Consider the following 13868-nt stretch of genomic DNA (forward strand, 5'->3'; position numbering starts at 1 on the left):
AAGAAGCCGGGCAGCATACTTTGAAATGACTTCCACAGGCGAAAACCCGGCGCATGTTTATGCTCCGGGTTTTATTTACGCTTTTTCTTCCATAAAGTCAAACGGCGTGATGCCTTCCATTCCGATGTTCGCATCATATACACTGAACGGCAGCTCTTTTTGCAGGGCGGCCAGTTCTGCATCCATCTCTTCAGTCTGCTCTGTGAGCCTGTTTTTAAGCGACGTCTGTCTGACGGTGGCATCATTGTTTTTGACGCCCCATTCAAGCGCTTCTTCTTCTCCGCAAAGAATCAGAAATTTTTTCGCCCTTGTTATGGCGGTATAAAGCAGATTTCTCCTGAGCATTCGATAGTAGCCTTTGACGACAGGCAGGACGACAATAGGGAATTCGCTTCCCTGCGACTTATGAATCGAACAGCAGTAAGCGTGGGTAAACTGGCTGAAATCCTTTTTCGTAAAGGTGATTTCGTTGCCGTCAAATGAGACGACGACCATGTCTTCTTTTTCCGTATTTTCTTTGGCATAAAAAATGGATACGATTTCGCCAATATCGCCGTTAAACACATTGTTTTCCGGCTGGTTGACAAGCTGCAATATTTTATCGCCCGTCCTGTAGACGACATCTCCGAATTTCAGCTCCCGCCTTTTTTCTTTCGGCGGATTCATGATGTCTTGAAGAAGCATATTCAGCTCGTTAATTCCCGCTTTTCCCCTGTACATCGGGGCCAGCACTTGAATATCCCTGGAGGTATACCCCTTTTTTAACGCGTTCGAGACGACCTGATCCACGACTTCTTTAATCTGTGAAGAATTACAGCGGATAAATGAGCGGTCCTTTGTCGGCGCGGTCAGCCCCTTTGGAAGCAGTCCTTTTTTCATATCATGCGCAAGTTCCACAATGGATGATCCTTCAGCCTGACGGTAAATATCTGTCAGGCGCACGGTCGGCAGCACCTCAGAAGCCAAAAGGTCTCTGAGCACCTGCCCCGGTCCTACTGAAGGAAGCTGGTCTTCATCACCGACGACAATGAGCTGAATGTGCTTAGGAAGCGCCTTAAACAAATGGCTGGCGAGCCAGATATCGAGCATACTCGCTTCGTCTATAATGATCAGTTTCCCTTCTATCGGCTGATCTTCATTGTAGGTAAAGCCTTCAGCGCCATTCCAGCCGAGCAGCCTGTGTATCGTAACAGCCGGCAGACCCGTAGATTCGCTCATCCGTTTTGCGGCTCTTCCCGTCGGCGCGGCAAGCAGCACCGGGAACGCCTCGTCTTTTTTATAATCACCGGGGTCAAGCGATACTCCGTGCAGTTCACTGTATAATTCCACGATTCCTTTAATAACGGTCGTTTTCCCCGTCCCGGGTCCTCCGGTCAGTAAAAGCATCGGTGAAGACAGCGCTTTTTGAATGGCATCCTTTTGGCTTGGTGCGTATTGAACATTCATCCGTTCTTCCAGTTCACCGAGTGCAAGCAGAAATTCCGATTCAGGAAATTGATCGGCATACTCCGTCTGAGCCGCAATGTCGAGCACGCGTTTTGCGACGTTTTGTTCCGCGTAAAACAAGGACGGAAAATAGCAGCGTTCTCCTTCTATGACGATATCCTTACTCTCCCCGAGGGCGATGATGCCGTCAGCCGTATCCATTTCCGTGACGCGGCCGCCTTCAGCTGACTGATTCAGGAGCGTTTGCGTATTGATTATCAGCTGCTTTGTTTCTATGTACGTATGGCCCTCTGAAAGACAGGTCGATTCAATTGTATATAAGATAGCCGCTTTGATCCGCTCCGGGTGGTTTCCTGACAGACCCATTTTTCCGCCCAGCTCGTCAGCTTTCACAAAGCCTATGCCTTCAACGTCTTTTACAAGCTGATAAGGATTTTCCTGAATTTTCTCCAGTGTTTCCGTTTCGTAGGCCTGATATATTTTCATGGATAGCTGGGGCCCGAAACCGTATTGGTTCAGAGAGATCATAATCTGCTCAAGCCCCTGATGCCGCTGCAGCTCTCCGGCAAGCTTATCCGCTTTCTTTTTCGACATTTTCGGCACATCGTAAAGCACCGACGCATCCGTCAGAATTTTATTGAGCGCGCCGTCTCCGAGCTTTTTGACGATTTCTTCCGCTGTTTTTTTTCCGATTCCTTCAAACAGATCACTTGATAAATAGTGAATGATCCCTTCTTTTGTGGTCGGAATTTCTTTTTTAAAGTGTTCAGCCTGAAATTGCAGGCCGAACTTAGGATGCGTGGCGGTTTTTCCGTAAAATGTGTAGGTCTCATCTTCTTGCAGCAGAGGGAAGTAGCCCGTTACGGATACGACCTTGTCTTCGATCGCCTCAGACGTTTCTGCAACCTTGACTTTCAGCACTGTATACAGGTTGGTGTCATTATGATAAATGACCGTATGAATGACGCCTTTTACATACGGCTGTTCTTCGATGTTCAGCTGATCCACGAGCCTTCCCTCCTTTTGTTATGACTGGGTGATAAGCTGTTTCGCATGAAGCGCAAGCATATGATCAGGCTGTATGCCGATTGCGCCTTCCAGCATCTCAAGCGCCTTTTCACGATTTTCTTTGTACGCGTAAGCGACCCCGGCATTATAAAATGCGTCCGCGTGGCTTGGGTCCTGCTCGATCACCGTCTCAAACTGCGCCAGAGCTTCATCCAGCATTTCTTCGTTTGCGAGGCACATTCCGAACTGGAAGCGTGCTTCCGTGTCATTTTCGTTTAATTCAACGGCACGCTGCAAATATGGCAGTGCAAGCTTCGGCCGCTCTAATTTAACGAGAACGGTCCCCAGCATATAAAACAAATCTCCGTTTTCCATTCCGGAGCGAAGCGCTTTTTCAAACATATCCTTCGCTTCGGAAAACGATTCTTTCATCACATATACGTTTCCCGCACCGTAATAAGCGGCTGCCGCCGAATTGTCCAATTCGAGCGCTCTGTTATAGAATGCAAGCGCCCGTTCGAGTTCGTTCACAGAAGAAAGCAGATTTGCGAAGTTGATATATGGCACCGGATCTTGCCCGTTTTCCTCAATCGCTTTCGTAAAAGCCTCTGCCGCTTTTTCAAAATCGCCCTCCTGCATGGCGTCAATCCCGATTTTATTATAATCCATTTTTAACTTCCTTTCGCTAAAAAACCCCAACATGCGAGTTGAGGTTTTTTACATGTGTTATACGTACCACAGTTTTGTTCCGTCTTTATAAACGTCATCTATCGTTCCGCCGCCGAGGCACTCTTCTCCGTCATAAAAAACGACGGCTTGTCCCGGCGTAACGGCGCGTACCTGCCCGTCAAAAATGACTTCCGCTTCATCATCACCCGTCATTTTCACCGTTACTTTGTGATCTTCCTGACGGTAGCGGAATTTCGCCGTGCATGTCATTTCGCCGCCGTCCATCAGACCGGGACGCGTCCAGCTGACATTTGTCGCCGTGATCTTATCAGAATACAGAAGCGGATTATGGAATCCTTGATCAACATACAGAATGTTTTTTTCAAGATCTTTACCGACGGCGAACCACGGCTCGCCGCTTCCGCCGATTCCAAGACCGTGGCGCTGTCCGATTGTATAATACATCAGACCGTCATGACGCCCTTTTACTTCTCCGTCCATTGTCATCATATCGCCCGGCTGAGCGGGGAGATATTGGCTGAGAAACGTTTTGAAGTTGCGTTCGCCGATAAAGCAGATTCCCGTGCTGTCTTTTTTCGCAGCTGTCGCAAGTTCCGCTTCTTTGGCGATTTCCCGCACGCGGCTTTTTTGCAGATCACCGATCGGGAACATGACTTTGCTGAGCTGTTCCTGATTGAGCTGATTCAGAAAATAAGTCTGGTCCTTGTTTTCATCCAGACCGCGGAGCATGCGCACTGTACCTGCGCTTCTGTCCACGCGGGCGTAATGGCCCGTCGCAAGATAATCCGCGCCGAGTGACAGAGCATGATCCAAGAAAGCCTTAAACTTAATTTCTTTATTGCACATGACATCCGGATTGGGGGTTCTTCCGGCTTTATATTCATCAAGGAAATATTGAAATACCTTTTCCCAATATTGCTTCTCAAAATTGACGGCATAATACGGAATTCCGATCTGGTTGCAGACCCGGATGACGTCTTCATAATCTTCCGTCGCCGTGCAAAAACCGTTTTCGTCCGTATCATCCCAGTTTTTCATAAAGATTCCGATTACATCGTAGCCCTGCTCCTTCAGCAGAAGGGCCGCCACGGAAGAGTCCACGCCGCCGGACATGCCGACTACGACTCTTGTATCCTCCGGCCGTTTTTCCATTTGCATTCACTCCATTAAAAACGTAAGTCCGCCGTTTTAAGCAAGCCGTTTAACGACGGCGGCAAGCTTTTCGGCGGCTGTTTCGATTTGTTCCGCCGTATTGCCGAGGCCGAAGCTGAGGCGGATTGACGAAGTCAGCCTGCCGCTCTCACTTCCGAACATGGCCGTAAGCACATGGGACGGAAGAACGGATCCCGCTGTACAAGCAGATCCGCTGGAGACGGCAATGCCTTCCATGTCAAGATTGACCAGCAGCGCTTCCACCGGCACGCCGGGAAAGTAAAGGTTTAAAATATGAGGCAGGCATTTCTCGGCATCTCCGTTCACCTCCGCTGTGACGCCGGATTTTTCCAGCGTTGTCATGATGATGTTCTTAAACTCCTTATACTTCGCTGTTTTCTCTTCCCTCTCACGGTTTGAAAGGACGACCGCTTCTCTTAAGCCGGCGATGCCCGGTACATTTTCCGTCCCCGCGCGGCGCTTTCGTTCCTGCTCTCCCCCGAGAAGAATCGGTGACAGCTTCACCTCTTGATTTACATATAAAAAGCCTGTCCCTTTAGGCCCGTTAAGCTTGTGACCGGAAACAGACAGCATGTCAATTCTGCTTTTTTTCACGTCAATCGGCATATAACCGAATGCCTGGACGGCATCTGTGTGAAAATAGGCCTGATGCCCGCTTAACAGCTCTCCGATTTCGTCAATCGACTGAATGGTACCGACTTCGTTATTGCCATACATGACGGTAACAAGGATTGTATCATCACGGAGCGCTTCTTTCACCTGATTTGCACTGATCCGTCCTGAAGGGCCGGGGATGAGGTATGTCACCTCAAAGCCGTCTTCTTCCAGCTTTTCGCAGGCGTGCAATACAGCATGATGCTCAATAGCGGTCGTAATGATATGCTTTCCTTCATTCTTCCGGGCGGCAGCCGTTCCGAAAATCGCTAAATTATCAGCCTCTGTGCCGCCGCTTGTGAAAATAATTTCCTGTTCTTTCGCACTGATTTCGCGCGCGATGTCCGCTCTCGCTTCATCGACCCATTTCCGGGATTCTCTCCCGAATGAATGAATGCTTGACGGGTTGCCGAAACTGCCGAAGAAATGGGGCTTCATCTCTTCGAGCACACGCTCATCCATCGGGGAAGTCGCGGCATGATCTAAATAAATCCGTTCCATTGTCTGTACACCTCTGGTTTAAATATAGAACATATAAGCTTCCTGCTCGCCGTCCGTGTAGCTCGCAAGGTCTTCTAACGTCGTGCTGTCCAGCACGTCTTTTACAGCGTCGCGGATGCGGATCCATAACTCCCGCTTGGCAGGCTCTTCATCCTCAAGCACTTCTACCGGGCTGATCGGCCCTTCCAGCACTCTGATAATATCTCCGGCCGTTATCTCTTCAGGCTGGCCCCCGAGTACGTACCCCCCGTAAGCGCCTCTGATGCTTTTTACGAGTCCGGCGTTTCTGAGCGGTGATACAAGCTGTTCCAAGTAATGCTCAGAAAGGCTGTTTGTTTGGGCGATGCTTTTGAGCGACGTCGGACCGTCTCCGTGCTTTTTCGCCAATTCAATCATAATGGTGAGCCCGTATCTTCCCTTTGTCGATATTTTCAATATGAACACCCCAGTCAATTCTAATTGTTAATTTATACAAGTAAATGGATATGAATAATCTGTTTAGTATCTTATAGACCAACTGTTATTATAACATAACTTATCCTAATTTTCATTGAAACACGGGGCCCGCCGCAATTCGCTTTTCTAATCGTCCGTTTTCCGTTACCCTGTATATGTAAGGAGAGATGTTCATGAAACCATTGGCGTATCGGATGCGGCCTGCCAATATCGAAGACATTATCGGCCAGGAACATTTGGTCAAAGAGGATAAAATCATCGGCAGAATGGTGCGTGCAAAGCACTTATCATCCATGATCCTGTACGGACCGCCGGGCATCGGAAAAACGTCCATCGCCACAGCGATCGCAGGATCGACAAGCATCGCATTCAGGAAATTGAATGCCGTCATTCATAATAAAAAAGACATGGAGATTGTCGTACAGGAAGCGAAAATGTCAGGCCAGGTCATTTTAATCCTTGACGAAGTGCACAGGCTTGATAAGGGAAAGCAGGATTTTCTGCTGCCCTATTTAGAAAACGGCATGATTATTTTAATCGGCGCGACGACCGCCAACCCTTATCATGCCATTAACCCGGCCATCAGAAGCCGGACCCAGATATTTGAGCTTGAACCGTTAACACCCGATCTGATCAAGCAGGCATTGAAAAGAGCGCTCACAGATGAACACCGGGGGCTCGGTTCCTACAGCGTTTCGGTGGACGACGACGCGATGGATCATTTCGCGCAAGGGTGCGGAGGAGACGTCCGCTCCGCTTTGAACGCACTTGAGCTTGCCGTGCTCTCCACAAAGGAATCAAGCGACGGCACGATCCGGATTACACGGGAGACGGCGGAAGAATGTCTGCAGAAAAAAAGCTATACTCATGATAAAAACGGCGATGCGCATTATGACGTCTTATCTGCCTTCCAAAAATCGATCCGAGGCTCGGACGTAAACGCCGCCCTTCATTATCTGGCCCGTCTGATCGAAGCCGGAGACCTTGAAAGCATATCAAGAAGGCTTCTCGTGATCGCCTATGAAGATATCGGCCTCGCAAGCCCGCAGGCAGGCCCCCGGGTGCTGAGCGCGATTCAGACCGCAGAACGGATCGGCTTTCCGGAAGCGAGAATTCCGCTGGCCAATGCAGTAATCGAATTATGCCTCTCGCCAAAATCAAACTCCGCCATCTCAGCCGTTGATGAGGCGCTCAAAGACATCAGGACGGGTAAAATCGGCGATGTACCGAAACATTTAAAAGACGCCCACTATAAAGGGGCCCAAGAGCTCGGACGCGGGATCGGCTATCAATATCCTCACGATTTCGAGAACGGATGGGTCGAACAGCAATATTTGCCTGATCCGTTAAAAAACAAGCAATACTATAAACCGAAACAAACTGGGAAATTTGAAGCCGCCATAAAGCAAGTGTATGAAAAACTGATGAAGCAGAAAAAATAACCGGACAAGGACACCCTATGTGTGCTTGTCTTTTTTGATACCGACCAAGATCTTTCGTGTAAACGGAGGATTCAAATAAAAAAACAGCCTTTCCTGAAGAAGGCTGTTTTTCTTTTTATTTATCTTTAACCCGTTTAATGTCGATGTCCTTTAAGAGCTCCATGACAACATGTCCGCCCATAATCAGACCGGCCACTGACGGAACCCAGGCGTTGGAAGACGGCGGCATTTGCGCTTTGCGGATTTTCGCTTCATCATTCCCGACTTCTTTTCTGACGTCCTCACGGATGACGATCGGGCTTTCATCAGAAAAAATGACCTGTACGCCTTTTTTAATGCCCTCTTTGCGAAGCCTTGTGCGGACGACTTTGGCAATCGGATCGGTATGGGTTTTTGAAATATCAGCAATCTGAAAGCGTGTCGGGTCTGTTTTATTCGCCGCTCCCATGCTTGAAATCAGCGGAACATTCCGTTTCAGACATTCTTTCATCAGATGAATTTTATAATGAATCGTATCCGACGCGTCAATGACGTAATCAAGCGGATGCTCAAAGAACTGCTCATATGTCTCTTCTGTATAAAACATTTTTAAGGCGACGACATCGCAATCCGGATTAATATCCGCGATCCGCGCTTTCATCAAGTCTGTTTTCGGCTGTCCCACCGTCGACAAGAGCGCATGCAGCTGGCGGTTTACGTTTGTAATGTCAACATCATCTTTATCGACAAGCACGATCCGCCCCACTCCGGACCTCGCCAATGCTTCGGCTGCGAATGAACCGACGCCGCCGACGCCGAGAACGGCCACCGTGCTGTTTTTTAACGTGTCCAGCCCTTCTTTTCCAATCGCTAGCTCATTTCTGGAAAACTGATGTAACAAGAACCTCACTCCACATTCTGGTTTTATAAACTCGGCTTGTCAAAAAGCCGCTGGTTTTAGCGCACAAAAAATAAAGTCCCAATTGTGCCGTTGCAGCTTTCCTTCGTTTTGAACCCGCTCTCAGCAGGTGGGTGCCCTTTTTTAAATCTTGTAAGTCCTCTTAACGAATGAAAAGAGGCATGTACGCCATTTAAAAATGCGGGCTCCCAAATCAAAAAAATGTTCGGTCAAAACTAGGTGTACAACTAACACATCAGGACTTTATTTAACTTGTCAAAATCATATCACAGCAGATTTTGATTTTCAAGAAACAAACTGCTGATCTTTACTGTTTCACTTTTCTTTTGACAGAAAGGTGAAGTTCTTCAAGCTGGGCATCGCTCACTTCGCCGGGCGCTTCCGTAAGAAGGCAGCTTGCGCTTGCCGTTTTCGGGAAAGCGATCGTATCTCTTAAGTTTGTGCGGCCTGCAAGAAGCATAACCAACCGGTCTAAGCCGAGCGCGATTCCGCCGTGCGGAGGGGCGCCGTATTCAAAGGCTTCAAGAAGGTATCCGAACTCCTCCTCCGCTTCTTCTTTTGTAAAGCCGAGAAGCCCGAACATTTTTTCCTGAACGTCTTTTTCAAAAATACGGATTGAGCCTCCGCCGAGTTCATAGCCGTTTAAGACAAGGTCGTAAGCCTGCGCTTTCATATCTTCAGGCGCCGTTTCAATCAGGTCAAGATCTTCACGGACAGGCATTGTAAACGGATGGTGAGCCGCATAGAAACGGCCTTCTTCCTCGTCATGCTCCAGTAACGGCCAGTCCACAACCCACAGGAAGTTGAAGAGGCTTTCGTCAATCAGGCCGCGTTCTTTGCCGAGCTTTAAGCGAAGCGCGCCGAGGGATTGAGCCACAACCTCAAACTTATCAGCGCCGAACAGGAGCAGATCGCCTTCAGAAGCATCAAGCGCTTCAGCCAGTTTTGCCTGCTTCTCTTCATCAAAGAATTTCGCAATCGGGCCTTTTACGCCGTCAGCTTCAACTTTCACCCAAGCGAGACCTTTCGCGCCGTAATTTCCGGCAAAAACGCCGAGCGCATCGATATCTTTTCTGGAATAGTCGCCGGCAGCGCCTTTGACATTGATCGCTTTTACAACGCCGCCGTTTGCCACGGCTGATGAGAACACCTTAAATTCAGTATCTTTCACTATGTCTGACACGTCCGTCAGCAGCATGCCGAAGCGGGTGTCAGGCTTATCGGAACCGTAGCTGTTCATCGCTTCTTCATATGTCATTCGCGGAAGCGGCAGCGGTACTTCAACACCTTTTGTTTCAAGCATGACTTTCGCCATCATCTCTTCCGCCAGAGCCATGATGTCCTCTTGACTCATAAAGGACATTTCGATATCAATCTGCGTAAATTCCGGCTGGCGGTCGGCACGCAAGTCTTCATCGCGGAAGCAGCGGGCCACTTGATAATACCGTTCAAAGCCCGACACCATCAGAAGCTGTTTAAAAATCTGCGGGGATTGCGGAAGGGCGTAAAATTCTCCTTCATGCACCCGGCTCGGCACTAAGTAATCACGGGCGCCTTCGGGAGAGCTTTTTGTTAAAATCGGTGTTTCAATATCAAGAAATCCGTTTTCATCCAAGAAATGGCGGATGGATTTTGTGACTTGGTGGCGCATTTGCAATGTTTGAAACATCGCCGGGCGGCGCAAATCCAAATAGCGGTGTTTTAACCGGACGTCTTCAGAAACGTCAGCCGCCTGGTCACTGATCGGAAACGGAGGCGTTTTCGCCGTACTGAGCACCGTCACCGCTTCAGCTTTGATTTCAATTTTACCGGTTTTCAGGTTGGGATTCACCGTGCCTTCTTCACGGGCAGAAACCGTGCCTTCGATATCAAGCACATATTCGTTTCTGATTGCTTCCGCTGCGGCAAGGGCTTCCTTCGATACGTCAGGGTTGAACACAACTTGCACAATACCCGAGCGGTCGCGCAAATCAATGAAAATCAAGCCGCCGAGATCGCGCCGCTTCTGCACCCACCCTTTCAGTTTGACGGTTTCGCCAATCGCTTTTTCAGTTATCTCGCCACAATAATATGTTCTTCCAAACATAGCGTTCCTCTCCTTCACTGCTTTTGATCTGCCTTTAACACTTGTATCAGCTCGTCTAACACCACTTCACGCTGCTCTCCTGTTTCCGCGTCTTTTACATTGATTTTATTTTGGGCAAGCTCATCTTCCCCTAAAATCGCAATAAAACGTGCGCCGAGACGGTCAGCTGTTTTAAATTGGCCCTTCATCTTTTTATTTTCATAATCGATTTCACTTGAAATGCCCGCTTCTCTCAGTTTGTACACGAGGGAAACGGAATAATCCTTCGCTTTTTCTCCGAGCGTCACGATGTAGCAGTCAATCCCCTGATTGACGGGAAGCTCTGTTTTCTCAGCGTCAATGGCTGCCAGCAGACGTTCGATGCTCATCGCAAATCCGATACCCGGCGCTTCAGGTCCGCCGATCTGTTCAACAAGCCCGTCATAGCGGCCCCCGCCGGCAAGGGTTGTAATCGCTCCGAATCCTTCGGCATTGCTCATAATTTCAAAAGCGGTATGGTTATAATAATCAAGCCCTCTGACAAGGTTCGGATCTATTTCGAACGGGATGCCGAGATCGTTTAAGTATTGTTTTACTTTCTCAAAATAAGCGGCTGATTCTTCATTTAAGTAATCAAGAATGGACGGAGCCGTTTTCATCAGTTCATGCTCTCTGTCTTTCTTGCAGTCAAGAATTCTGAGCGGGTTTGTGTGCAGGCGCGACTGGCAGTCTGAGCAAAACTCTCCGATGCGCGGTTCAAAATGTTTGACGAGCGCTTCCCGGTAGGATTTGCGGCTCTCCTGGTCACCAAGGCTGTTCAGCACAAGCTTGACATGTTTCAAACCGGCTTTACGGTAAATACTCATCGCAAGCGCAATGACTTCTGCATCCACGGCCGGATCTTTGGAGCCGATCGCTTCGATTCCGAATTGATAGAATTGGCGGAAACGCCCTGTCTGCGGACGTTCGTAACGGAACATCGGTCCGACATAATAAAGCTTCGTCGGCTGCACCGGGTTCGCAAATAATTTATTTTCATTGAACGCGCGGACCGCGGCGGCTGTTCCTTCCGGCCGAAGCGTCAGGCTTCTCCCTTTACGGTCTTCAAACGTGTACATTTCTTTCTGCACGATATCTGTAGACTCACCGACGCCTCTTGCGAACAATTCCGTATGCTCGAAAATCGGCGTGCGGATTTCTTTATATTGATAAGTGCGGCACGTCTCCCTCATAATTTGTTCGACGAACTGCCATCTGTCTGATTCACCCGGCAGTATGTCCTGTGTGCCTCTTGGAATGTGATATGCCATGTTACAGGCCTCCTTAATGTCTTTCTTCAAATAAAAAAACTCCCGCTCCTACTATACATGTATAGTAGGGACGAGAGTTATACCCGTGGTGCCACCCTAGTTGGAATGCCGAAGCATCCCCGCTCTGACCTTTAACGCAGGTTCACGTCCGCTGCCTAATGACTTGCAAAAGCGTTCAGCAGGGAACCTCCGGAGTGTTGTTTCGAGAAAGATGCAGTGCGGATCCGCTTTCAGCCCGGGACGGTTCCTCTCTTCTCCATGCATTCTGACCTACTCTTCTCCATTATCGGTTCAAAATCGTTATCATGACTTATGTACATCAATTTCTATTATAATAATGGGATTGCACTCCCCTGTCAAGTTTTATTCCGTCTGTTTTTCCTTGCGACCGCATCTTTCGATAAAAGACCGAACTCCGTCGCCGTCTCTTCAAGAAAACCCGCCTTTTCTCTATCGCTCTGATCACTGAAGTGCAGATTTCCTTCCGCATCGTGCAGCGCGCGTCCCATTTTTGGTTGATATTTCATGATTTGCACACCTTTTCGCTGTATTTATGACTAGTATAAACAAACCATTTTATTTTTATTTAACATTCAGCAAGGAAAATACGATATTATACAAGAATGTATTTTAGTTAGTTCAGAAAGGAGGACAGCCATGAAGAAGAGAACTCTTGCTCTTATTTTATGCGGCGTCATCATCACAGCGCTTCTTCCGTCATTCCACACCGCAATCGCCGCAGAGGGAGAAGCGGTCATCGCGACAGACAAGATCAATGTCAGAGGCGGTCCCGGCCTGAGCTATGGAATTAAGGCTGAAGTAAAAAAAGGGGAAAGATACCCGATCGCTAAAGAAGAGGGAGACTGGGTGCAGCTTCAGCTGAGCCCCGGTAAAACCGGATGGGTCGTTTCCTGGCTGATATCAAAAACAGCCGGAGGAGCAGACCATTCATCCGCAACAAGCGGAACGGTCACTTCCACCGATCCTGACCTCCGCATCAGAAAAGGCCCGGGGACATCATATGAAGTCATCGGCAAACTTCCGCAAGGCGCACATGCATCCGTGCTGGACAAGAACAGCGGATGGGTGAACATTTCTTATCAAGGCACAACCGGATGGGTTTCTTCCGAATACGTCACCGCGGACAGCGGCGGATCGGATACGAAAGCAACTTCGGCCCGAAGCGGGTCAAAAAACGGGACTGTCGGCGTTTCTTCATTGAATGTCAGAAGTGCAGCGTCACATGATTCAGCGATTATGACTAAATTATCACGCGGAACAAAGGTTTCCATCTTAAGTGAAGACCACGGCTGGCTGAAAATTGAAGCAAACGGGCAAAAAGGCTGGGCAGCAAGCCACTACATCATAAAGGATTCTGACTCATCGGACAGCGCATCCGGCTCGGGAGACGGTTCTGCGGGCTCAGGCTCCTCGAAAAAAGCGTATATTGTTTACGGCGGCACCAACTTAAGGAGCTCGGCCTCGACTTCCGCTTCTATCGTAAAAAGAGCAGATAAAGGCGCAGCCTACCCGATTGTCCGCTCAAGCGGCAAATGGTATGAAGTCCGGCTTGAGAACGGACAAACCGCATATGTGGCAGACTGGGTCGTACAAACGTCAAAAAGCGGTGAGGAAACAGGCGAAGCACCTTCTCCCAACACGTCAGGCGGCAGCGGCTCACTTAAAAACAAAACGATCGTCGTTGATCCCGGACACGGAGGAAAAGACAGCGGAACGATCGGCTACTCCGGAAAGTTTGAAAAAAACGTAACGATTAAAACAGCTAAGCTGTTAGCCGGAAAATTGAGAGCGGCCGGTGCAAACGTGTATATCACCAGACAGGATGATACTTTTATCAGCCTGCAGGCTAGGGTTTCAACCTCTCATTACCGGAATGCGGATGCCTTTATCAGCATTCACTATGACAGCTATGCCGATACGTCAACACGGGGAAGCACGGCTTATTATTACAGCCCGTCTAAGGATCGCCAGCTTGCCTCAGACGTCCATTCTGAAGTAGTGAAGCGTTCCCCTATCCCGGATCGCGGCGTTCTGTTTGGCGATTATTACGTCCTGAGGGAAAATAAACGGCCTGCCATGCTGTATGAGCTCGGCTATCTCAGTCAACCGCAAGAAGAAACAATCATACATAGCGGCTCGTATCAGGAAAAAGTGACAGACGGAATTGAAAGCGGATTGGAACATTATTTTCAATCATAAAAAAA

Annotated in this window: 11 protein-coding genes, 1 other RNA gene and 1 other annotated feature; of the genes, 2 read left to right on the forward strand and 10 right to left on the reverse strand. The window is 48.8% G+C overall.

Annotated features, from left to right (window positions below):
- Positions 1–75: 75 nt before the first annotated feature.
- The 5 genes from recD2 to cymR all read right to left on the reverse strand — a co-directional run bounded on the left by recD2 (position 76) and on the right by cymR (position 5907).
- Positions 76–2454: an SF1B family DNA helicase RecD2 gene (gene recD2 / locus G9F50_RS07500; RefSeq protein WP_060562665.1), complete on the reverse strand. Its 2379-nt coding sequence runs from the start codon at positions 2452–2454 to the stop codon at positions 76–78.
- Between the two features lie 18 nt (positions 2455–2472).
- Positions 2473–3093 carry a tetratricopeptide repeat protein gene (locus G9F50_RS07505; protein ID WP_088461189.1) on the reverse strand — a complete coding sequence of 207 codons (621 nt, stop codon included), beginning with the start codon at positions 3091–3093 and terminating at the stop codon, positions 2473–2475.
- Between the two features lie 87 nt (positions 3094–3180).
- Positions 3181–4296 carry a tRNA 2-thiouridine(34) synthase MnmA gene (gene mnmA, locus G9F50_RS07510; RefSeq protein WP_012118077.1) on the reverse strand — a complete coding sequence of 372 codons (1116 nt, stop codon included), beginning with the start codon at positions 4294–4296 and terminating at the stop codon, positions 3181–3183.
- 36 nt (positions 4297–4332) lie between these two features.
- Complete coding sequence (locus tag G9F50_RS07515; RefSeq protein WP_060562666.1) at positions 4333–5472, reverse strand: cysteine desulfurase family protein; 1140 nt, start codon at positions 5470–5472, stop codon at positions 4333–4335.
- Positions 5473–5490: 18 nt separating this feature from the next.
- Entirely contained in the window at positions 5491–5907 is a 417-nt protein-coding gene (cymR, locus tag G9F50_RS07520) for a cysteine metabolism transcriptional regulator CymR (protein WP_003152730.1), read from the reverse strand.
- Between the two features lie 194 nt (positions 5908–6101).
- Between cymR and G9F50_RS07525 the strand changes: the two genes are divergently transcribed.
- Positions 6102–7370, forward strand: a complete 1269-nt coding sequence (locus G9F50_RS07525; RefSeq protein ID WP_060562667.1) for a replication-associated recombination protein A — start codon at positions 6102–6104, stop codon at positions 7368–7370.
- 115 nt (positions 7371–7485) lie between these two features.
- On the opposite strand, the gene G9F50_RS07530 is transcribed toward G9F50_RS07525, so the two are convergent.
- The 5 genes from G9F50_RS07530 to G9F50_RS07550 form a co-directional block, all read right to left on the reverse strand.
- A complete protein-coding gene (locus G9F50_RS07530) occupies positions 7486–8250 on the reverse strand; it encodes a tRNA threonylcarbamoyladenosine dehydratase (protein WP_015240289.1) in 765 nt (254 codons plus the stop codon).
- A gap of 71 nt (positions 8251–8321) precedes the next feature.
- Positions 8322–8513, reverse strand: a non-coding RNA gene (gene ssrS, locus G9F50_RS07535) — 6S RNA.
- Between the two features lie 62 nt (positions 8514–8575).
- A complete protein-coding gene (gene aspS, locus G9F50_RS07540; protein ID WP_007408199.1) occupies positions 8576–10354 on the reverse strand; it encodes an aspartate--tRNA ligase in 1779 nt (592 codons plus the stop codon).
- A 14-nt stretch (positions 10355–10368) separates the two neighbouring features.
- Positions 10369–11643: a histidine--tRNA ligase gene (gene hisS / locus G9F50_RS07545; protein WP_007612829.1), complete on the reverse strand. Its 1275-nt coding sequence runs from the start codon at positions 11641–11643 to the stop codon at positions 10369–10371.
- 63 nt (positions 11644–11706) lie between these two features.
- Positions 11707–11939 (reverse strand) — a binding site (T-box leader).
- Between the two features lie 60 nt (positions 11940–11999).
- Entirely contained in the window at positions 12000–12170 is a 171-nt protein-coding gene (locus G9F50_RS07550; protein WP_020956141.1) for a YrzK family protein, read from the reverse strand.
- A 130-nt stretch (positions 12171–12300) separates the two neighbouring features.
- On the opposite strand from G9F50_RS07550, the gene G9F50_RS07555 reads away from it, so the two are divergent.
- Positions 12301–13863 (forward strand): N-acetylmuramoyl-L-alanine amidase family protein, encoded by a 1563-nt coding sequence (locus G9F50_RS07555; RefSeq protein ID WP_060562668.1) that lies wholly within the window; start codon positions 12301–12303, stop codon positions 13861–13863.
- Positions 13864–13868 lie beyond the last annotated feature (5 nt).

This window comes from Bacillus sp. EKM206B (genome assembly GCF_011066015.1).
Classification (GTDB): domain Bacteria; phylum Bacillota; class Bacilli; order Bacillales; family Bacillaceae; genus Bacillus; species Bacillus velezensis.

What these genes read in the sequence shown, in the direction of transcription:
- aspS (WP_007408199.1), bottom strand. Translation starts at nt 10,354, where the DNA reads ATGTTTGGAAGAACATATTATTGTGGCGAGATAACTGAAAAAGCGATT.
- G9F50_RS07515 (WP_060562666.1), bottom strand. Translation starts at nt 5,472, where the DNA reads ATGGAACGGATTTATTTAGATCATGCCGCGACTTCCCCGATGGATGAG.
- G9F50_RS07555 (WP_060562668.1), top strand. Translation starts at nt 12,301, where the DNA reads ATGAAGAAGAGAACTCTTGCTCTTATTTTATGCGGCGTCATCATCACA.
- G9F50_RS07550 (WP_020956141.1), bottom strand. Translation starts at nt 12,170, where the DNA reads ATGAAATATCAACCAAAAATGGGACGCGCGCTGCACGATGCGGAAGGA.
- mnmA (WP_012118077.1), bottom strand. Translation starts at nt 4,296, where the DNA reads ATGGAAAAACGGCCGGAGGATACAAGAGTCGTAGTCGGCATGTCCGGC.
- hisS (WP_007612829.1), bottom strand. Translation starts at nt 11,643, where the DNA reads ATGGCATATCACATTCCAAGAGGCACACAGGACATACTGCCGGGTGAA.
- G9F50_RS07505 (WP_088461189.1), bottom strand. Translation starts at nt 3,093, where the DNA reads ATGCAGGAGGGCGATTTTGAAAAAGCGGCAGAGGCTTTTACGAAAGCG.
- G9F50_RS07525 (WP_060562667.1), top strand. Translation starts at nt 6,102, where the DNA reads ATGAAACCATTGGCGTATCGGATGCGGCCTGCCAATATCGAAGACATT.